This is a genomic window from Acinetobacter sp. CY81, from assembly GCF_059515925.1.
Genome location: NZ_JCAKNC010000015.1, coordinates 1 through 20,677, shown reverse-complemented (window position 1 = coordinate 20,677; position 20,677 = coordinate 1). Strand labels below are relative to the sequence as shown.

General features: G+C 40.0%; 21 protein-coding genes. 15 read left to right on the top strand and 6 right to left on the bottom strand.

Annotated elements, in window-relative coordinates; translation table 11 throughout:
• Window positions 1-54: 54 nt before the first annotated feature.
• The 5 genes from sugE to AC5YDM_RS13800 all read left to right on the top strand — a co-directional run bounded on the left by sugE (window position 55) and on the right by AC5YDM_RS13800 (window position 4,120).
• Window positions 55-372 carry a quaternary ammonium compound efflux SMR transporter SugE gene (gene sugE, locus AC5YDM_RS13820; protein ID WP_496152655.1) on the top strand — a complete coding sequence of 106 codons (318 nt, stop codon included), beginning with the start codon at window positions 55-57 and terminating at the stop codon, window positions 370-372.
• A gap of 76 nt (window positions 373-448) precedes the next feature.
• Entirely contained in the window at window positions 449-763 is a 315-nt protein-coding gene (locus AC5YDM_RS13815) for a DMT family transporter (RefSeq protein WP_496152691.1), read from the top strand.
• Between the two features lie 33 nt (window positions 764-796).
• On the top strand, window positions 797-1,273 hold the full coding sequence (locus tag AC5YDM_RS13810; RefSeq protein WP_496152654.1) for a methylated-DNA--[protein]-cysteine S-methyltransferase: 477 nt from the start codon (window positions 797-799) through the stop codon (window positions 1,271-1,273).
• A gap of 51 nt (window positions 1,274-1,324) precedes the next feature.
• Complete coding sequence (locus tag AC5YDM_RS13805) at window positions 1,325-1,984, top strand: nuclease-related domain-containing protein (RefSeq protein WP_496152653.1); 660 nt, start codon at window positions 1,325-1,327, stop codon at window positions 1,982-1,984.
• Window positions 1,985-2,398: 414 nt separating this feature from the next.
• Window positions 2,399-4,120, top strand: coding sequence for a thiamine pyrophosphate-dependent enzyme (locus tag AC5YDM_RS13800; RefSeq protein WP_496152652.1), 1,722 nt, complete (start codon window positions 2,399-2,401; stop codon window positions 4,118-4,120).
• A 66-nt stretch (window positions 4,121-4,186) separates the two neighbouring features.
• Here the strand turns inward: AC5YDM_RS13800 and AC5YDM_RS13795 are convergent, their stop codons facing one another.
• A complete protein-coding gene (locus AC5YDM_RS13795; protein ID WP_496152651.1) occupies window positions 4,187-4,570 on the bottom strand; it encodes a hypothetical protein in 384 nt (127 codons plus the stop codon).
• Between the two features lie 131 nt (window positions 4,571-4,701).
• Window positions 4,702-5,469 carry a hydroxymethylpyrimidine/phosphomethylpyrimidine kinase gene (locus tag AC5YDM_RS13790; protein ID WP_496152650.1) on the bottom strand — a complete coding sequence of 256 codons (768 nt, stop codon included), beginning with the start codon at window positions 5,467-5,469 and terminating at the stop codon, window positions 4,702-4,704.
• A gap of 110 nt (window positions 5,470-5,579) precedes the next feature.
• Between AC5YDM_RS13790 and AC5YDM_RS13785 the strand changes: the two genes are divergently transcribed.
• Window positions 5,580-6,227, top strand: coding sequence for an HAD-IA family hydrolase (locus tag AC5YDM_RS13785; RefSeq protein WP_496152649.1), 648 nt, complete (start codon window positions 5,580-5,582; stop codon window positions 6,225-6,227).
• Window positions 6,228-6,343: 116 nt separating this feature from the next.
• Here AC5YDM_RS13785 and AC5YDM_RS13780 read toward each other — a convergent pair whose 3' ends face one another.
• Entirely contained in the window at window positions 6,344-7,087 is a 744-nt protein-coding gene (locus AC5YDM_RS13780) for a sporulation protein (protein ID WP_496152648.1), read from the bottom strand.
• A 134-nt stretch (window positions 7,088-7,221) separates the two neighbouring features.
• Entirely contained in the window at window positions 7,222-7,686 is a 465-nt protein-coding gene (locus tag AC5YDM_RS13775; protein ID WP_496152647.1) for an Lrp/AsnC ligand binding domain-containing protein, read from the bottom strand.
• 139 nt (window positions 7,687-7,825) lie between these two features.
• On the opposite strand from AC5YDM_RS13775, the gene AC5YDM_RS13770 reads away from it, so the two are divergent.
• From AC5YDM_RS13770 to AC5YDM_RS13755, 4 genes are all read left to right on the top strand, one after another.
• Window positions 7,826-9,085 (top strand): D-amino acid dehydrogenase, encoded by a 1,260-nt coding sequence (locus AC5YDM_RS13770; RefSeq protein WP_496152646.1) that lies wholly within the window; start codon window positions 7,826-7,828, stop codon window positions 9,083-9,085.
• A 75-nt stretch (window positions 9,086-9,160) separates the two neighbouring features.
• Window positions 9,161-10,276 (top strand): alanine racemase, encoded by a 1,116-nt coding sequence (gene alr, locus AC5YDM_RS13765; RefSeq protein ID WP_496152645.1) that lies wholly within the window; start codon window positions 9,161-9,163, stop codon window positions 10,274-10,276.
• 61 nt (window positions 10,277-10,337) lie between these two features.
• Window positions 10,338-10,694 carry a RidA family protein gene (locus AC5YDM_RS13760; RefSeq protein WP_496152644.1) on the top strand — a complete coding sequence of 119 codons (357 nt, stop codon included), beginning with the start codon at window positions 10,338-10,340 and terminating at the stop codon, window positions 10,692-10,694.
• A gap of 197 nt (window positions 10,695-10,891) precedes the next feature.
• Complete coding sequence (locus AC5YDM_RS13755) at window positions 10,892-12,316, top strand: amino acid permease (protein WP_496152643.1); 1,425 nt, start codon at window positions 10,892-10,894, stop codon at window positions 12,314-12,316.
• Between the two features lie 45 nt (window positions 12,317-12,361).
• On the opposite strand, the gene hemJ is transcribed toward AC5YDM_RS13755, so the two are convergent.
• Both hemJ and AC5YDM_RS13745 read right to left on the bottom strand, forming a co-directional pair.
• Window positions 12,362-12,814, bottom strand: a complete 453-nt coding sequence (hemJ, locus tag AC5YDM_RS13750) for a protoporphyrinogen oxidase HemJ (RefSeq protein WP_496152642.1) — start codon at window positions 12,812-12,814, stop codon at window positions 12,362-12,364.
• Between the two features lie 67 nt (window positions 12,815-12,881).
• Window positions 12,882-14,111 carry a beta-ketoacyl synthase N-terminal-like domain-containing protein gene (locus AC5YDM_RS13745; protein ID WP_496152641.1) on the bottom strand — a complete coding sequence of 410 codons (1,230 nt, stop codon included), beginning with the start codon at window positions 14,109-14,111 and terminating at the stop codon, window positions 12,882-12,884.
• A 286-nt stretch (window positions 14,112-14,397) separates the two neighbouring features.
• Between AC5YDM_RS13745 and AC5YDM_RS13740 the strand changes: the two genes are divergently transcribed.
• The 5 genes from AC5YDM_RS13740 (at window position 14,398) to tuf (ending at window position 20,677) form a co-directional block, all read left to right on the top strand.
• The gene (locus AC5YDM_RS13740) at window positions 14,398-15,912 is read left to right on the top strand and encodes an EcsC family protein (RefSeq protein ID WP_496152640.1); all 1,515 of its coding nucleotides are present in this window, start codon (window positions 14,398-14,400) and stop codon (window positions 15,910-15,912) included.
• Window positions 15,913-16,092: 180 nt separating this feature from the next.
• Entirely contained in the window at window positions 16,093-16,467 is a 375-nt protein-coding gene (gene rpsL / locus AC5YDM_RS13735) for a 30S ribosomal protein S12 (protein ID WP_004648013.1), read from the top strand.
• A 193-nt stretch (window positions 16,468-16,660) separates the two neighbouring features.
• Window positions 16,661-17,131, top strand: a complete 471-nt coding sequence (gene rpsG / locus AC5YDM_RS13730; RefSeq protein WP_196423482.1) for a 30S ribosomal protein S7 — start codon at window positions 16,661-16,663, stop codon at window positions 17,129-17,131.
• Between the two features lie 127 nt (window positions 17,132-17,258).
• Entirely contained in the window at window positions 17,259-19,394 is a 2,136-nt protein-coding gene (fusA, locus tag AC5YDM_RS13725) for an elongation factor G (protein ID WP_496152639.1), read from the top strand.
• Window positions 19,395-19,486: 92 nt separating this feature from the next.
• Complete coding sequence (tuf, locus tag AC5YDM_RS13720; RefSeq protein WP_496151238.1) at window positions 19,487-20,677, top strand: elongation factor Tu; 1,191 nt, start codon at window positions 19,487-19,489, stop codon at window positions 20,675-20,677.

Genomic DNA, 20,677 nt, shown 5'->3' with positions numbered 1-20,677 from the left:
AAAAACGTCAGGACGGCCTGACTTCATTTAAACAAGATAAGTGGAGAAGTCATCATGGCTTGGGTTGTTCTCATTTTTGCAGGTCTTTTTGAAATTGTATGGGCATATTCGATGAAACTATCAGAAGGTTTCACGAAACTAACGCCTAGTCTTATTACCTTATTCTTCATGATTTTAAGTTTCGGTTTATTGGCTTATGCCATGAAAACTTTACCGCTTGGCACTGCTTATACTATTTGGACAGGCATTGGTGCGATCGGTTCTTTCCTTGTCGGTATTTTCATATTAGGTGAGCCTGCAACAGCGATGCGCATGCTAGCTGCGGTGCTGATTATTTCTGGCTTAGTATTGATGAAACTTTCATCATCATAAATTAATTTTTGTAATGATTCATGTTCAAGCTTCCACAAAGAGGGGGCTTGGACTTTTTGTTTTTGGGAGATGAATGTTGGCTTGGGTGTTATTAATTATTGCGGGTTTATTTGAAGTCGTTTGGGCTTATTTTATGAAGGTCTCAAATGGTTTCACTCAACTCGTACCAAGCATTTTAACGATTTTGTTTATGATCATGAGCTTTGGTTTGTTGTCCTATGCCATGAAAACGCTACCGTTGGGAACTGCTTATACGGTGTGGACGGGCATTGGTGCGATCGGTTCATTTACAGTGGGTATTTTCATCTTAGGTGAACCTGCGAGTGCAATGCGTATGTTGGCAGCTGTTCTTATTATTTCAGGTTTGGTTTTAATGAAGTTATCCTCATAACATTCGGATAGATGGTCTGATCTAGGAGTTGTCATGCAACTGTATTTTAAAGAAATAGAAACACCTGTAGGTAGACTTAAATTGGTTGCTCATGATCAGGCATTGGTTGCTGTGCTTTGGGAAAATGAAAGTCCGAATCGCGTTAGAGTCGCAACGTTAATTGAAGATCAGAACCATCCTGTTCTTTTAAACACTCAGCAGCAGCTCACAGAATATTTTAACCATCAGCGCACAGTTTTTGATTTGGCTTTAGATTTCCAAGGAACGGACTTTCAAAAGAAAGTTTGGCAAGCTTTGTTGACGATTCCCTTTGGTGAAACGCGTAGCTATAAACAAATTGCGGAGCAGATTGGGAATGTGAAAGCTGTTCGAGCTGTTGGTGCAGCTAATGGTAAAAATCCGATTTCGATTATTGCGCCATGTCATCGTGTGGTGGGGGCAAATGGAAAATTGGTGGGCTTTGCAGGTGGTTTAGAAAATAAAGAGATTTTATTAAAGATTGAAAAATAATCATATTGGATTCTATGTTATTGTTTATATAAATATTATTAGCTTTAAAATATGATTGATATCTCTGCTGCATTAGGACCACTGTTCTCTCAACTTTGGTGGATGATTCCATTGTTTTTAATCGTTGCGGCAATTAAGGCATTTAAGCCCATTTTAAAAGGAAAGTTTGGCGAGTTTGCAGTGAAGACGCACGTCAAACTTTATCTCAAAGAGCATTATATTTTACTGAATGATTGCACCCTACCAGATGGTCAGGGTGGCACGACTCAAATTGATCATATTCTGTTGAGTCCTTTTGGCATCTTTATTATCGAAACGAAAAATTATAAAGGTTGGATTTTTGGCACTGAACGCCAGAAAACATGGACGCAAAAAATCTATAAAAATTCTTATAAGTTCCAGAATCCATTGCATCAAAACTATAAACATCAAAAGGTTTTAGAACAGATTTTAGCTGATATCGTTGAGCCTGAATATTTACACGCATTGGTTGTCTTTATGCCTGATTGTGAATTTAAGACAGAGATGCCAACAAATGTATTTAAGGGCGCAAAATGGACATATTACGTTGAGACTTTCAAAGAGCCTGTGATTTCAGAGATAAAACTTAAACGGATCCAACGTAGGATCGAAAAAGAGGTTTTAGACAAATCATGGAAAACCAATCGCGAGCATGTGGAATATCTGAAGAATAATAAAGAGTTCTTTTAAGATTGAAATAATGTAGTCCTCATTTTGAAATTTAATAAAATCCAAAAGAATTTTTCATCACGAGCTCAGGTTATTTTGAGAATCCCCGTTTGAAGAGATTTTTCCTTTTTAAAAGGATTTTTAGAATTACGATTTTTTGATAAGAGGTGAGCGATACTTTTTTGAGTATTGAATACTCCCAGTCATAACCTACACACTCTTAATACAGATTTCTTATATCAACAAATTGTATGAATCAGTTTCCTATTTTTAGTTCAATTTGGCTCAAAAATGATCTTACTAAAGATGAACAAAACGTCTAACTTAAGAGTGCTCTTAAATAACATAATTTAATCGTTTCATTTTTCATTATTTCTAATAAAGCGGAATTGATCCGAAACCTTTAATAATTCATAGCAATGATAAGGATAAGACATGGCAACACAAAAAGTTTCAGACATTATGATCGAAGTGCTTGAACAAGCAGGTGTTCAACACTGTTACGGCATTGTGGGTGATACCCTGAATCATTTTACAGACTCATTGTCTAAAAGTTCGATAGAGTGGGTACATGTTCGCCATGAAGAAGTCGGTGCGTTTGCAGCAGGTGCAGATTCGCTGATGAGCGGAAATTTGACAGTGTGTGCGGGTTCTTGTGGCCCGGGAAGTCTACATTTTATTAATGGACTATATGAGTCACATCGAAATAGAGCGCCAGTGGTGCTGATTGCGAGTCAGCTTTCTACAGAACAAGCAGGCTATCTTGATTTTCCACAGTACGTCGATTTTAAGCCGATTTATCAGAGTTGTTCAGTTTATTGTGAAGAGATTAAAGCTGCGAGCCAAGTGCGTCATATCATGACCTTGGCATGTCAGGCTGCGATTAATCAACGTGGTGTTGCTGTGGTGATCATGCCGACCAATATCAGTGAGCAGTATGTCGATGCAGGATTACCATTCAAAGTACATCATCCAAAACCTGAAATGATCCCTTCACAGCAAGAATTGAATGAAATTAAAGAGCTGATTAATTGTAATCAGAAAGTAACCATTTATGCAGGTGTGGGAAGCCAAGATGCACATGATCAGGTTGTGGAACTGGCTAAAAAACTTAAAGCACCCGTTGTGCATACCTCTCGTGCCAAAGATTTTATTGAACATAACAACCCTTATAATTTGGGTATGAATGGTATGTATGGCAATAAATCTGCAATTCATGGGATTACGCACAGTGAAGTGTTATTGCTGTTGGGGACTGATTTTGCTTGGCCTCAATTTTATCCTAAACATGCCAAAATTATTCAAATTGATGTCGATGCTACGCATCTAGGACGCCGTTATCCTGTCGAAGTTGGTGCGGTTGGGCATATTGCACCGACCTTAAAAGCCTTGTTGCCTTTGGTCAATGAAAAGCAAGACGCTTCATTCTTAGATGAATGTTTAAAACTGAAAAAAGTCGCGGATGAAGTTCGTCGTAAAGAAGAACGTATCGGAAAAGATGGTTTAATCCACCCTCAATATGTGGCAGCGTTAATCAATAAATATGCTGATGATGATGCTTTCTTTACAGGTGATGCAGGGTCTTCAAAATTATGGATGCTTCGTCATATTGATACCAATGGAAAGCGCCGTACCTTGTGTAGCTTGTTGCATGGCACGATGGCAAACTCAATGCCACAAGCATTGGGGATCAAAAAAGCATTTCCAGATCGTCAAGTGATTGCATTGTGTGGCGATGGTGGTTTGGCGATGTTATTGGGCGATTTGCTCACCATTGTTCAAGAAAAACTACCGATTAAGATTGTGGTGATCAATAATCATTCTTTGAATTTTGTTGAATTGGAACAAAAAATTGATGGTCTATTGGATAACTATACGCACCTGCTTAATCCTGATTTTGGTAAAGTTGCTGAGTCGATGGGTATCTTTGGCATGACTCAAAAAACAGGAGAGGGTTTGGAAGAAGCCATTCAAAAGTTCCTTGCCCATGACGGACCTGCACTGATTGATATTTATACCAATCCTGTGGAATTGGTGATGCCACCTGAAACCAGTTTTGAGCAGGTAAAATCAACGTCAATTTATGCCATGAAAGCAATTCTTGCTGGACGTGTAGATGATGTTAAAGATTTGATTGTGAATAATTTTGTGAAGTAATCGCTTTAATAGAAAATTTGAGTAAGAGCCTATCAACCGTGATGGGCTTTTTATGCGAATGACTATTTATAACAGGTAGCAGGCATGTAGGTTTCCATTTAATTGTTTATAACAGACCCAGTTGTTTTTCTTTGGTTGATTCATCACTTTATTCGTTTTCAAACTTCTATAATAAATTTTTGCATCTAGCATGTTTGTCACATCTGATCCGAATGATAATTTACATCTATCTTCGTTTTCACACATGGTTGACTCTTTTACATGGTAGTTTTGTTTTCCAATCTGAAATGAAGTGTACATTCCTCCTGCTCCGCCTCCAGATGAAATAATGCATGAATGTATTTGATTTGGTTTTTCTGGTACAAAACATTTACTTTTAATTTGCGGATTGTCGTAACTCCAAGCATTGCTTGATAGAGCTATGAATAAGGTAATCAGAATTTTTTTCATTATTGTCTCTATATATTGTTAGAGTTTTTTATGAGTAAAGGATTATAAATTTAAGTCATGTTGCTAAATAAAATTACGTCAAACGAGTCATTAACCCTCTCCTTAAAGGAGAGGGTATTGTCTAAAAAGATTTAAAAACGCTTCGGAATTCGTTGACCACCTTCCACTGGAATTTCAGCTTTCTTTAATACGCCAAATAACCATGTTTCAGCATAATGAACCGCAGTTTCTAATGCATCGCCTTGTGCTAACCGTCCTGCAATAAAACTCGCCAAAGAACAACCTGAACCGTGATATTCACCTTCTAAGCGAGGATACTTGGTTTCTGAAATGAGTTCAGCATTTTCATATAAAGCATTACGGATATATTCAGGTGTATCCTCATGACCACCTTTAACCAGTACCGCTTTAGCACCCATTTCAAATAATTTCTGTGTTGCACGCTCTAAGTCTTGTTCGCCAGTTAAGGCACGTAGTTCAACCGTATTTGGCGTCACTAAGTTTGCAAGTGGAATCAGTTCAACAAAGGCTTTCACTAAAGTTTCTTGATTTCCCAAAGAGCCACCACTGTTCGCGACCAATACAGGGTCGAGTACGTATAGGTAATCAGGATGCTGTCTTAAAAACTCTGCAAGTGCTGCAATATTATCGGTTGTCCCAAGCATGCCAGATTTTACTGCTTTAATTGGCAAATCACCGACGACAGCATTGGCTTGGGCTAATAGTAATTCTTTTGATGTCGCTTCAAATCCAAAAACTTGTTGTGAGTTTTGAACTGTTAAAGCAGTACATGCAATCGCAGCATGCGCACCACTTTGTCCAATGGCTTCGATATCTGCCTGTAAGCCAGCACCACCCGATGGATCAAGTCCTGAAAAGCATAATACTGTTGGGCGCACACCAAAGTCCTTAAATCATAAAATTTGCGTTAGTATAGGCAAAATTGAGCCAAGTCTCGATAGCTATATTTTGTAATTGTTGTGTATTTGATGGGTAGATAGGACAGGCTGTGATTAAGAACTTATTAATTGATTTAGATGGAACACTTACCGACCCAAAAGTGGGGATTACCACCTCAGCACGTTATGGTTTAAATAAAGTAGGTCATCCGATTCCTGATAATGAAAATATAGATTGGATTATTGGACCTCCACTCAAAGCCTCTTTGGCAAAACTACTCAATGTCGATGTGAATGATATTTTAGCTGAACAAGCGCTTCTTGGATATCGTGAGCGTTTTGCCGTAACAGGTTTGTTTGAAAATCATTTATTTGAAGATGTTGCTGCGACTTTGGCAGAACTTAGACAACGTGGTTATAAGTTATTTTTAGCCACAGCAAAACCTGAAGTCTATGCGAAACAAATTTTAGAACATTTTAATTTAATTCAATATTTTGACTATCCTTATGGAAGTGAGCTGAATGGTGATCGCACCAATAAAGGTGATTTGATCGCTTATATTTTAGAAAAAGAACAGTTGCAACCTGAAGAGTGTTTAATGGTCGGTGATCGTGAGCATGATGTCTTGGGTGCGAGACGCAATGGTGTTGAAACCATCGCTGTTGAATATGGCTATGGTTCAGATCAGGAGTTAACGGAATGTCAGCCTAAAGCACGTATCACTCAATTTTCAGATTTATTGAATTTTATCGCTTAAGTCCTTAGAGCGTTTGATCTTATGGCTTTTAAAATGCCCAATATATTGGGCATTTTTTATTTTAAAGATGTGATATTTAAAACACTCTTTATTTTAAAAGGAGATATTAGGATAAATTAGAGCGATAACGTTCTTTTAATTTCATGGACAATATTTTGCACAGATGCCAAATGATGTGGAATAGTCATGCTTTTAAAACCGTCGCCACGGAAGGTACGATCGACTTCCAGTAATACGTGTGTCTGATGTGCTTCTGCCACAAAGGATACTTCGACTTCATTGATGCCGCTAAACATCGCATTGGGTTTAAATTCCAACTCTTGATAACAACCAATCGTAGACTGAAAACCATTGCCACGAAGTTGACCTTTTTCAACATCTACCGTGGCTAAGTTAAAACCACATTGTTGCATTGCGACTAAAAAGTTTTGCATGCAAGCTGTCGGTAGGATATTGAGAAAATCTTTATCAGTTGCATCTATACCCCAATCAATATCTAAATGCGTATGCAACCAAACACGTGTGCTATTACGACGACATTGAACGTCTGTGATTGGTGTTTCGAAAGGAAGTTGTAGGTGAATAGGAAATTGGTGTACCTGATTGGCTTTGAGTTCAAATGCACCACTGATATGCCATTGAACAATACAAAGTGACTGGTTAAATTCGCTATCACCAGATTCAACTTCTGCACTGGTCATAAGTTGTAGGTAGATACCCTTAATCGATTTATCACTATTTGAACCTTTAAAATGAATTTCACCTGAAAGGTTTTGACCTGCCTGTAATTGCTGAGTATGTAAAATGGTATCAACTTGTACGCCTTGGATACCAATGCTTGAGAGTAATTTATTCAGCATGAGTCTGAGATCTCTTTATTTCAATATTTAAAAATTTGCGCTATTCAAAAGTGAAATAGAATCGATGTCAATGCTATGATTGTGTTGTTAATTCTTCGAATAATAAAAAATGTATAAGGTTTTTAAAAAGACTTTTAATCTAGAGTGATATAAAGCGTTTCTTTGACTTCTTCCATGACGATATAACTGTGTGAAGATGCTGAAGACGGAAGTTTCTTTAATAAGTCACCGAGTAATTTTCGATAAGCACTCATTTCTTTTAAACGGGCTTTCACCAAATAATCAAACTCGCCTGAGATCAAATGGCATTCCATTACTTCAGGTATTTCAACCAAATCACGAGCAACTTGATCAAATACATCGCCAGATTTTGCTGAAAGTTTGATTTCTAAAAAAACCAAAAGATTACGTTCTAAAAGTTCAGGGCTGAGTCGGGCATAGTAGCCCATGATGACTCCATCACGCTCTAATCGTTTCACACGTTCCGAACAAGGTGTGGTCGAAAGATTGACCTTAGATGCAAGTTCGCTGATCGCAATTCGACCGTCCTTTTGTAGAATTTCTAAAATCATCCGGTCTGTACGGTCTAATTTACGCATCCATTATTTCCTTATTTTTTAAATTATTCAGGATAAATCCATTCCATTACCTAGATTATAACGCTCAAATCAGTCAAAAAAACTATCGAAGCGAAAATATACTAGTGAAATAAACTAAATGGTGCACGAGGGATTTGAAATGCGCGTAATTGTTTTAGGTAGTGGTGTCATCGGTGTTGCAAGTGCGTATTACCTAGCGCAGCAAGGAGCAACCGTTACAGTTTTAGACCGTCAATCGGGTCCAGCCGAAGAAACCAGCTTTGGTAACGCAGGACAAATCTCTCCAGGATATTCTACGCCGTGGGCTGCACCAGGCATTCCATTTAAAGCCGTCAAATGGATGTTTCAGCATCATGCACCCTTAGCCATCAATGTGGATGGTAGCATGTGGCAATTACAGTGGATGGCGCAAATGCTGAAGAACTGTAATCCACAAAGTTATGCGATTAATAAAGAGCGTATGACGCGCGTTGCTGAATATAGCCGTGATTGTTTACGTGAATTACGTAAAGAAACAGGTATTAGCTACGAAAACCGTTCGAAAGGGACATTACAAGTTTTCCGCAAAGACGCTCAATTAGAAGCGGTGCAACGTGATATTGAAGTGCTTAAAGAATGTGGCGTGAGCTATGAACTACTAAACCAAAATGATTTAGCTCGAATTGAGCCTGCGCTTGAGCATGCCAAAGACAAATTGGTTGGCGGTTTACATTTACCCAATGATGAAACAGGTGATTGCTACCTATTTACCAATGCCTTAGCGAATTTAGCAAAAGGGATGGGTGTTGATTTCAAATTCAACCAAAACGTAGAACGGTTAGTGGTTGAAGGTGATGAAATCAAAGGTGCTGTGGTTAATGGTGAAGTACTTACAGCAGATCGATATGTTCTTGCCTTTGGTAGTTATTCACGCGACTTCCTAAAACCTTTGGAATTAAATTTACCTGTGTATCCAGTCAAAGGTTATTCACTGACTATTCCGATTGTGGATGCAAATTTTGCACCGCAATCTACGGTACTTGATGAAACCTACAAAATTGCAATCACACGTTTTGATCAGCGTATCCGTGTTGGTGGAATGGCGGAGTTAAGTGGATTCAATCATGGTTTAAACGAAGATCGCCGTGCAACTTTGCAAATGGTCACTCAAGATTTGTTCCCAGGTGGTGATATGGCGAATGCGTCTTTTTGGACAGGCTTGCGTCCAATGACACCAGACAGTACACCGATCATTGGTGCAACTCGCTTTAAAAATCTGTTCTTGAATACAGGTCACGGCACATTAGGTTGGACCATGGCATGTGGTTCAGGAAAGCTGATTAGTGACTTAGTCATGAACCATGACACCGATATTAGTACCGAAGGTCTATCTATCCAACGTTATCCTCATGCAGCTTAAGGCTGCATGAGTTTTTTGGTTTTTATAGAGTAAAACAATAATTTTGAGCCTAAATATATTCAAGGAATGAATAGCATGTCACGCCCAATTAAAGCGGTGATTCACAGCGCATCATTACAACATAACTTAGCCATCGCAAGGCAGTATGCGCCGAATAGTGAAGTTTTTGCTGTGGTCAAAGCCAATGCTTATGGCCATGGTATAGAGCGGGTCTATGATGCGTTTAAGTCAGCTGATGGTTTTGCATTATTGGATATTGCTGAGGCGAAACGAATTCGAGCATTGGGTTGGCAAGGCAAAATTTTACTGCTTGAAGGTATTTTTAGCGCAGATGATTTAAATGACTGTGCTGAATTTAACTTGAGTTTTACAGTACATAGCACCTACCAAGTTGCTTGGTTAGAACAGTTTTCTAAACTTCATGCCGATTCGATCAAGTTTGATATTTTCCTGAAAATGAACAGCGGTATGAACCGATTAGGCTTTCAATCCGATGAGTATCAAGATGTTTGGCAGAAGCTGAAAGTACTTGAATGTATCGAATCTATCACGCATATGACCCATTTTTCAGATGCAGATGGTGAGCGTTTAGGGCAGTCAGGTGTGGAATATCAAATCGCACTTTTTAATACGACTATTCAGGGTTTAGCAGGTGCATGTTCTGTGAGTAACAGTGCTGCAATTCTGAGGCATTCAAAACAATTACACTCAGACGTGGTTCGTAGTGGAATCATGCTATATGGCAGCTCACCTGACTATCCAACACATAGTATCCACGGCTGGAATCTCAAACCAACCATGTCTTTACGTAGTGAAATTATTGCCATTCAGCATATAAAAACACAACAGACAGTAGGTTATGGTTCACGTTTTACTGCATCTAAAGATATGGTCATTGGCATAGTGGCGTGTGGTTATGCAGATGGGTATCAACGAATTACTGAAACAGGAACGCCAGTATTGGTGGATTCACAAAGGACTCAAATTCTCGGGCGGATAAGTATGGATATGCTGGCTGTCGACTTAACGGATTTAACACAGACTCAAATTGGTAGCGAGGTGGTGTTGTGGGGCATGTCTTCACAAGGTGTAACTTTACCGATTGATGAGGTTGCAGCAGGTTCAGGCACGGTAGGTTATGAGTTGATGTGTGCTGTCACCGCCCGTGTTCAGTTTGAAATAGAAAACTAAAATTTAATACCTAATGAATAGATTGTAATCAAGCTTCAAATTTTTAAATAAGGAAATTCAAATGTCTCAACATGATATTCAAAAAATCAACAGCACTGAAGTAATGAGTGCAATCACGATTTTCAACCAAGTGGTTTATCTATCTGGGCAAGTACCAAAAACTACTGAAGATGATATTGAAGCTCAAACCAAAGACGTCTTGGCAACCATTGATGCTTTATTGGCTCAGGCGGGTACGGATAAATCAAGACTCTTGTCTGCTCAATTGTTTGTTAAACATTTGGATGATTTTCCAAAAGTGAACGCACTTTGGGTCGAGTGGATGAAGGGTTCAGTACCGCCGTCGCGTGCAACCATTCAAGCAGATTTGGTTAATCCAAAGTGGTTAATTGAAATTGCAGTGGTCGCGGCACAATAATTTTTGAGGCTAAATCAGTTTTCTAACTCTAGTTTGATGTTCGAATTTAGTCCTTTGAAAATTTATGGGTTCATCAAGATTTAGGGCAACGCTTTATCATTAAGGCGTGAATTGAAACACAGCTTGGTAAAGATAAGCAGAGGAATGCTGTATTCACGAGCTGTGTGGTTTAAACGCTTTTATAAGGAAGTTTAAAAATGACAACAACAAATAATCTAGATGAACATTCATCTCCCAATGAGTTACAACGGAAGCTATCTAATCGTCACCTACAATTGATTGCAATTGGTGGTGCGATTGGGACAGGGCTATTCATGGGTTCTGGCAAAACCATTTCACTTGCAGGACCATCCATCATCATTATTTATATGATTATTGGTGCGATGTTCTTTTTCCTCATGCGTGCTTTGGGTGAGATTTTACTCTCCAATCTGCATTACAAATCCTTTATCGATATGGCTCATGATTTGATTGGGCCGGGGGCGGGTTATTACATTGGTTGGTCATATTGGCTCGGTTGGGTCTTGGTGGGTATTGCAGATTTAGCAGCCATTATCAACTACTTAAGTTTTTGGTTACCACCTGATCAGATGTTTACCCCGATGGGACAAGCCGCCATCAGTGCAGGGTGTGTCCTGTTTATCTTGGCGATCAATTTAGTCACTGTAAAACTATTTGGAGAAATTGAGTTTTGGTTTGCGCTGATTAAAATTTTAGCCATTGTTGGGCTGATTTGTATTGGTATATTCATGGTGTTCACTGGTTTCCAAGCACCGAATGGATCAGTGGCGAGTTTCAGTAATATTTGGTCGCATGGCGGTATGTTCCCTAAAGGTGGGATGGGCTTCTTAGCAGGCTTCCAGATTGCAATGTTCGCTTTTGTTGGTGTTGAATTACTCGGTACGATGGCTGCGGAGACCAAAGACCCTGAGAAAAATTTACCAAAAGCTGTGAATGCAATTCCAACGCGTATTATTATTTTCTATGTATTGTCACTGGTGATGATTATGTCAGTGACCCCTTGGAACTTAATTCCAGCAGATAAAAGTCCATTTGTTAGCCTCTTCCTATTTGCAGGGATTGGCGGTGCAGCATTGATTATGAATTTAGTGGTTTTATCTTCAGTGATGTCATCCATGAACAGTGGAGTATTCTCAACCAGCCGTATGCTGTTTGGTTTGGCGCGGAGTGGTCAAGCACCTCAGGCTTTGGCTGAATTATCGAGTCGTGCTGTACCTGCTAAAGGGCTATTTTTCTCTTGTGCATTTATTATGGTCGGTGCTGCATTTCAGTATTTCGTACCAAACACAATGGAAGCCTTTACTTTAGCAAGTTCGCTCTGTGTGATTTTGTTTATTAGTATTTGGGCAATTATTATGGTGTGTTATATCCGCTATCGTAAACTACGTCCTGAATTACATGCAAAATCTAACTTTAAAATGCCGGGTGGCGTAGGGATGTCTTATGTGGTTTTAGCATTCTTGTTATTTGCTTTGGTAATTTTGAGCTTAGAACCCGATACTTTGAAAGCGTTAATGATTAGTCCCTTATGGCTGATTCTCTTAGCGATAACTTATCGAATACTCTATATCCCACGGATGAAAAAGCTAGGTAAAAAATAAAATACAAACATAAAAAATCCCCGAAATATCGGGGATTTTTTGATTTTAGAAGGTAGGTTTAACCACCACTAAAATGACTACAGCGAATAGAAGTAGGGTTGGCATTTCATTGAAATAACGCCAAAATTTATGCGATTTATAATGTGCATCAGTCATAAGTTTTTTACGGTAATAACCGCAGACCAAATGATAGATCACCAATAAACCCACTAAGCCTACTTTCAGATAAAACCACAATGCTTCATGGTAATGTTGCGTTGCATCACCCCAATCCACTAAGAAGTGTGCTGTGATGAGGGTGGCAATCATTGCTGGCCACATAATGCCACGATATAGCTTACGCTCCATGACTTGGAAGCGTTCATGGCTAATCGCATCATCACTCATAGCATGGTAGACATAAAGTCGTGGAAGATAGAACAAGGCTGCGAACCAACATACCACAGCAATTATATGTAATGCTTTCACCCAAAGGAAAGCATCTGAAGGAGCGTCCATCTATTCACCCTATGATGGGCGGTGTGGAAAGGTTGATCTCTCTATTTAGAGATCAACCAGTTTTAAATTAGCTTTCCCATTTTTTGAAAACGAGACAAGCATTTACACCGCCAAAACCGAAACTGTTACTCATCACAGTATTCAATTTTGCATCACGTTTTTCAAGTACGATGTCATAACCTTTTGTGCCTTCATCAAGTTCAGTCACGTTGATGTTTGGTGCAATGAAGTCATTTTGCATCATTAATACAGAGTAAATCGCTTCTTGAACACCTGCAGCACCCAAGCTATGACCTGTCATTGATTTTGTCGAGCTCAGTGGAGGAACATTGCCTTCACCAAAAGCGCGACCCATTGCTTGAAGTTCTGTCACGTCACCCGCTGGAGTAGAAGTACCATGTGTATTGACATAATCCACTTGATCCACGCCATGCTGTTTTGCTTCTTCTAATGCCATGAGGATACAACGTGTTGCACCTTCGCCAGATGGAGCAACCATATCAGCGCCATCAGAGTTTGCAGCATAGCCAACCACTTCAGCCAGAATGTTTGCACCACGCGCTTGAGCATGTTCAAGTGATTCAAGTACAACGAAACCACCACCGCCAGCAATCACAAAACCATCACGGTCAGCAGAGTAAGGGCGAGATGCAGTTTCAGGCGCATCATTGTATTTAGAACATAAAGCACCCATTGCATCAAACAATAAGCTTTGAGACCAATGATCTTCTTCACCACCACCAGCAAGCATTAAATCTTGTTTGCCCAATTGGATCAGGTTGTATGCATAACCGATGGCATCAGCAGAAGTAGCACATGCACTTGTAATAGAGTGAGCAACACCTTGTAGTTTGAATGCTACGCCTACGTTTGCAGTAATCGTATTTGACATATTACGTGGAACGAAGAAAGGACCGACTTTACGTGCGCCTTTCGTTTGCAATAGTTCATTCATTTCAATCACAGAAGCAGTAGAACCACCACCTGAACCACCAGCGATACCGTAACGTGGATTACCAGCCAATTGTTCAGCTGTAAGACCTGCATGCTCAACAGCAGCAACAGCTGAGTTGTATGCATACATTGCACACACGCCCATGAAACGTTTTAATTTACGATCAATTCCATCGAAGTTTTGTTCAGCAGCAGCGCTGACATGACTTTTGAAATTTAATTCTTCATAAGTAGGGTTAAAACGTGTCCCTGAAATGCCATTTTTTAAAGAATGAGTCACATCTTCTAATGTATTACCGATGCATGAGTTAATGCCCATACCCGTGATTACAACACGTTTCATTTAAAGTTCCCTATTATGGTGATGATTGGAGTAATGACTGTGATTGCTTAAGATGAGAGTTCTGATTTAAGCAATAATGAATGACATTACTTTTGTCAAAAATTAGCGTAATAATAGCAGAAAGTGTTTTAAAAGCTTATGGCAAATCTATGTCGTTGCTTGAAAATAGGGGGTGGCATAAATGTTCACTAAGCGACAACCAATTGAAACACTTTAAAGTTGAGTTAAATCACGACTCCACATAGTATTTTAGACCAAAGAGAATATGACTCAAGGTGGCTGATAAATGGCAAATTCTAATAAGAACAAACCAGCAGGATTGATTTCTCAAGCCTTTGGAGTGGCTAAAAAGCTCAGTACAACAGGCTTGGACTTGCTCAACCATGTTGCTCCTGGTTCTGTTTCAAAACTCGACAAAGCGCCATCAGCTTCATCTATTCTAGATATAAATACCGAAACAGCGGTTGCACCCACTGAATTAACACATACACATCAAACTAAAAGTGAGAAGAATATGTCAGATAAAAAGAGCTATGAAAATCCACAAGCGCTATTCCGCTCACATGTTCCGAAAGTGACGCAGCAGTTGTTAGGTCGTCATTTTAATAAAGTGAATAATGTTGCTTCATTCATTTCTCCAGATATTAATAACAAAATTTCTGATTTCTTCTTTGATAAGTTAAATGGATTTGTTTCTGAGCAAAGCTCGGTAGATCATGTACTCAAAGAAGTGGGCGCTAAAAACTTGTCTGAGTTGGCTGAAAATCCAGATCGCGCAAATCGTATTGGTGCAGCACTCGCAAACCAGAATAAGACCATCGCAGCAGTTGTTGGTGCTGTTTCTGGTGCTTCAGGTGTGATTGGCTCTGCAATTGATATTCCTTTATCGCTGGCTTTAACCTTGAAAATGATTTACCAATCAGGTCGTGCACACGGTTTTGAGTTGGATCATAAAAGTGAACAGCAGGTGGTGGAATATGTATTTAGAGAAGTCGATTTTGGATCAATTGCTGAAAAGCAAACATTACTTGTTGCGTTAAGAGCATTCTCGAACTTATTGGAAACTCAAGATACACAACAACTCCAAAAAATGTTGGGTTCAAGTAATGATTTTAATGCTTTGAAAAATTGGTTGAGCAACAGAGATGGCACATTGAAATGGTCATGGTTAAATAAAGTGCCGCAAGTTTCAATTTTGGCAAAATTAACACCGCTTGCAGGGGCTGGTATTGGAGCTGTATATAGCTGGAAACTCATTGATGATGCGAATTTGAAAGCTCAACAAATATTTTCAGGGGCTCAACATTATTTAATTCAACATCCAGATGAAAAAATAGATTTACTCACAGCGTATGAAAAATCTGTTGCCTTAACCATCCAAGCAACACCTTTATTATCAGCTGAATCAGAACATAATCAAATCCAAAAAACTGATCAATCAACAACACCTGTTGAAAATGAAGTGATTAAGAAAGTTGAGATTAAACTTAAAGGTGAAGAGCCTACTGTTAAAGCTGAGCCAGTTGAAGTTGGCTTGCAAAAACTTGTAGATGAATATGTTGAACCAGTCGAAGAACATACGACACAAAAGTCTCTGGCAGATAAGGGTGGGGATGAACTCATTCAGGCATTGGATGAGGATGATCAAGAATATCCTGTTGAGAGTTCAAGTAAAGGCGAAGTAATAACAGAAACTGAGCCTAAGTCTGTAAAGCCTGAGAAAGTAGAAACGCAAACAAAAACAGCAGTAAAAAAGCGCGTAACGAAAGCGACAACACCAAAAGCAAGCCCTAAAAATTAAAGTTGTTATTGGCTTAGATGTAAAAGTAGGTCATGTACAGATTTTATATCTGAAAAATTGATATGAGATAGTTCAATGTCGGGTCGCTGAATGTTGACCAATTTTACATCTTGGCATACAATTGCATGCCCTCAAAAAGTAGTATTTTTTGGGGCTTTTAATTAACGGGAGAATTGCCAAATGGCAACAACAAATCAGTTGATCCGTAAGGGTCGTACAACTTTGATTGAAAAGTCAAAAGTTCCTGCGTTGAAGGCTTGTCCACAACGTCGTGGTGTTTGTACACGTGTTTACACAACTACACCTAAAAAACCTAACTCAGCAATGCGTAAAGTTTGCCGTGTTCGCTTAACTTCTGGTTTTGAAGTTTCTAGCTACATCGGTGGTGAAGGCCATAACCTACAAGAGCACAGTGTTGTTCTTATCCGTGGTGGTCGTGTTAAAGACTTACCAGGTGTACGTTACCATACCGTTCGTGGTTCATTAGATTGTGCTGGCGTTAAAGATCGTAACCAGTCACGTTCTAAATACGGTACTAAACGTCCTAAGAAATAATTTTTAAGAATTAATTTTTTAAAAATTGCTCTTAAGAACGTAATACCGCAATCCTTTATCGTCTCGCTTGTCTGATTTCTGCATTTAATTTTGTGAAATTCAAGCGACGTGTAGTAAGGCCAGCGAATGGTGCATGACACTTTGCACTGATGCTGGATAAACCTGAAGTGTCAATTTTATTAGGTGTATTAAAATGCCAAGACGTCGCGTAGTCGCTGCCCGTGAAATCCTTCCGGATCCTAAGTTCGGCAGCCAAACAATCGCTAAATTCATGAACCACGTAATGCAAGATGGTAAAAAATCTATTGCTGAAAGTATCGTTTACGGTGCTTTAGATCGCGTTCAAGAAAAAAACAAAGTAGACCCAGTTGACTTCTTCGAGACTACTCTTGAAAAAGTTCGCCCAATGGTCGAAGTTAAAGCACGCCGTGTTGGTGGTGCTACATACCAGGTACCTATGGAAGTGCGCCCATCCCGTCGTACTGCTCTAGCTATGCGTTGGTTAGTAGATGCTGCTGCTAAGCGTTCTGAAAAAACTATGGCTTTACGTCTTGCTGGTGAGTTGCTTGATGCAGCTGAAGGTAAGGGTTCAGCGATTAAGAAACGTGAAGACGTGCATCGTATGGCTGAAGCCAACAAAGCATTCTCTCACTACCGTTTCTAATAGGTTAAGAGACCTTAATCAGGATGAAGATAGATCAGTTTCACTGAACTGTCGTCAAAGCGCTTTAAGCTGTTTCGCAGCTTAAAGCGTCCTGTTTTAAACAACAAATTTAGGAATGCAAGAAATCATGGCTCGTCAAACCCCAATTTCTCGTTACCGTAACATTGGTATTTCTGCTCACATCGATGCTGGTAAAACGACCACTTCAGAACGTATTTTGTTCTACACAGGTGAGAGCCACAAGCTAGGTGAGACTCATGAAGGTTCAGCTACGACTGACTGGATGGAGCAAGAGCAAGAACGTGGTATTACTATTACCTCAGCAGCTGTAACATGCTTCTGGAAAGGTATGGGTAACCAGTTTGAGCAACACCGTATTAACGTTATTGACACACCGGGACACGTAGACTTCACAATCGAAGTTGAACGTTCTATGCGTGTTCTTGACGGTGCGTGCATGGTTTACTGTGCTGTAGGTGGTGTTCAACCTCAGTCTGAAACTGTATGGCGTCAAGCAAATAAATATAAAGTTCCACGTATTGCGTTCGTTAACAAAATGGACCGTACTGGCGCTAACTTCTTCCGTGCTGTAGAGCAAGTTAAAACACGTCTTGGCGGTAACCCTGTGCCAATCGTTGTTCCAATCGGTGCTGAAGAAAACTTCCAAGGTGTTGTTGACCTAATCGAAATGAAAGCAATCATTTGGGACGAAGCGTCTCAAGGTATGCAGTTCGAATATGGCGAAATCCCTGCTGACTTAGTTGAATTGGCTAACGAATGGCGTACTAACATGATCGAAGCTGCTGCGGAAGCATCAGAAGAGCTCATGGACAAGTACCTTGAAGAAGGCGAGTTGACTAAAGAAGAAATCGTTTTTGGTATCCGTTCACGTACATTGTTGAATGAAATTCAACCAATGCTTTGTGGTTCTGCGTTCAAAAACAAAGGTGTTCAACGTATGTTGGATGCTGTAATTGAATTCTTACCTGCGCCGACTGACGTTGAAGCGATCAAGGGTATCCTTGATGACAAAGACGAAACTGAAGGTTCACGTGAAGCGTCTGACGAAGCACCATTTGCTGCGTTAGCATTCAAAATCATGAACGATAAATTCGTTGGTAACTTAACGTTCGTACGTGTTTACTCTGGTGTTCTTAAAGCGGGTAGCCCGTGTTATAACCCAGTTAAAATGAAGCGTGAGCGTGTTGGCCGTATCGTACAGATGCATGCGAATGACCGTAAAGATATCGAAGAAATTCGTGCGGGCGACATCGCGGCGTGTGTAGGTCTTAAAGATACGACTACTGGTGATACACTTTGTGACGAAAACAATGTGATCACACTTGAGCGTATGGAATTCCCTGAGCCAGTAATTGCACTTGCAGTTGAACCTAAAACTAAAGCTGACCAAGAAAAAATGTCAGTTGCTTTAGGTCGTTTGGCAAAAGAAGATCCATCATTCCGCGTACGTACTGATGAAGAATCAGGTCAAACAATTATTGCTGGTATGGGTGAACTTCACCTTGACATCATTGTTGACCGTATGAAGCGTGAATTTGGTGTTGAAGCGAACATTGGTAAACCAATGGTTTCTTACCGCGAAACGATTAAAAAATCTGTTGAGCAAGAAGGTAAGTTCGTACGTCAAACTGGTGGTAAAGGTAAATTCGGTCACGTATACGTACGTCTTGAGCCAATGCCAGAAGATTCTGACAAAGACTACCAATTCGTTGAAGAAGTTGTAGGTGGTGTTGTACCTAAAGAATTCTTCGGCGCGGTTGACAAAGGTATCCAAGAACGTATGAAGAATGGTGTACTTGCTGGTTATCCAGTAGTGGGCATCAAAGCTACATTGTTCGACGGTTCTTACCATGATGTCGATTCTGACGAATTATCGTTCAAAATGGCGGGTTCTTACGCATTCCGTGATGGTTTCATGAAAGCAGATCCAATCTTGCTTGAGCCTATCATGAAAGTTGAAGTAGAAACTCCAGAAGACTACATGGGCGATATCATGGGTGACTTAAACCGTCGTCGTGGTATGGTTCAAGGTATGGACGATTTACCTGGTGGTACTAAAGCAATTCGTGCTGAAGTTCCATTGGCTGAGATGTTTGGTTACGCAACTCATATGCGTTCTATGTCTCAAGGTCGTGCGACTTACTCTATGGAATTTGCTAAATATGCTGAAACTCCACGTAACGTGGCTGAAGGCATCATTTCTAAATTCCAGTCTGGCGGTAAAAAAGGTGACGACGAGTAATCTTTAGATTACTATAAGCACCAAACTAATTCATAGTTACAACCAAATGCTCATGAGCTAACCCTCATGAGTTATTTAAAAAGGAAGATCTCATGGCTAAGGCTAAGTTTGAACGTAATAAGCCACACGTTAACGTGGGCACAATTGGTCACGTCGACCATGGTAAAACAACTTTAACAGCTGCGATTGCAACTGTTTGTGCTAAACAATTCGGTGGCGAAGCGAAAGACTACGCTGCAATTGACTCTGCACCTGAAGAAAAAGCACGTGGTATTACAATTAATACTTCACACGTTGAGTATGACTCAGTTATTCGTCACTACGCACACGTAGACTGCCCAGGTCACGCCGATTATGTTAAAAACATGATTACTGGTGCTGCTCAGATGGATGGTGCGATCCTTGTATGTGCTGCGACTGATGGTCCAATGCCACAAACTCGTGAACACATCCTTCTTTCTCGTCAGGTAGGTGTACCTTACATCGTTGTATTCTTAAACAAATGCGACCTTGTTGATGACGAAGAGCTTCTTGAATTAGTAGAAATGGAAGTTCGTGAGCTTCTTTCTACTTATGATTTCCCAGGTGATGATACTCCAGTTATCCGTGGTTCTGCTCTTCTTGCACTTAACGGTGACCAAGGTCAGTACGGCGAGCCAGCTGTAGTTGCTCTTGTTGAAGCGCTTGACTCTTACATTCCAGAGCCAGAGCGTGCTATCGATAAAGCATTCCTTATGCCAATCGAAGACGTATTCTCTATCTCAGGTCGTGGTACAGTAGTAACTGGCCGTGTTGAGTCTGGTATCGTTAAAGTAGGCGAATCAGTTGAAATCGTTGGTATCCGTGATACACAAGTAACTACAGTTACTGGTGTTGAAATGTTCCGTAAATTGCTTGACGAAGGTCGTGCTGGCGAGAACTGTGGTGTACTTCTACGTGGTACTAAGCGTGAAGACGTTCAACGTGGTCAAGTATTGACTAAACCAGGTGCGATCAAACCGCATACTAAATTCGATGCAGAAGTATACGTACTTTCTAAAGAAGAAGGTGGTCGTCATACTCCATTCCTTAACGGTTACCGTCCACAGTTCTACTTCCGTACAACTGACGTAACTGGCGCTATCGCTCTTCAAGATGGCGTTGAAATGGTTATGCCTGGTGACAACGTAGAAATGTCAGTAGAATTAATCCACCCAATCGCAATGGACCCAGGTCTACGTTTTGCGATCCGTGAAGGTGGTCGTACAGTTGGTGCTGGTGTTGTTGCTAAAGTAACTGCATAA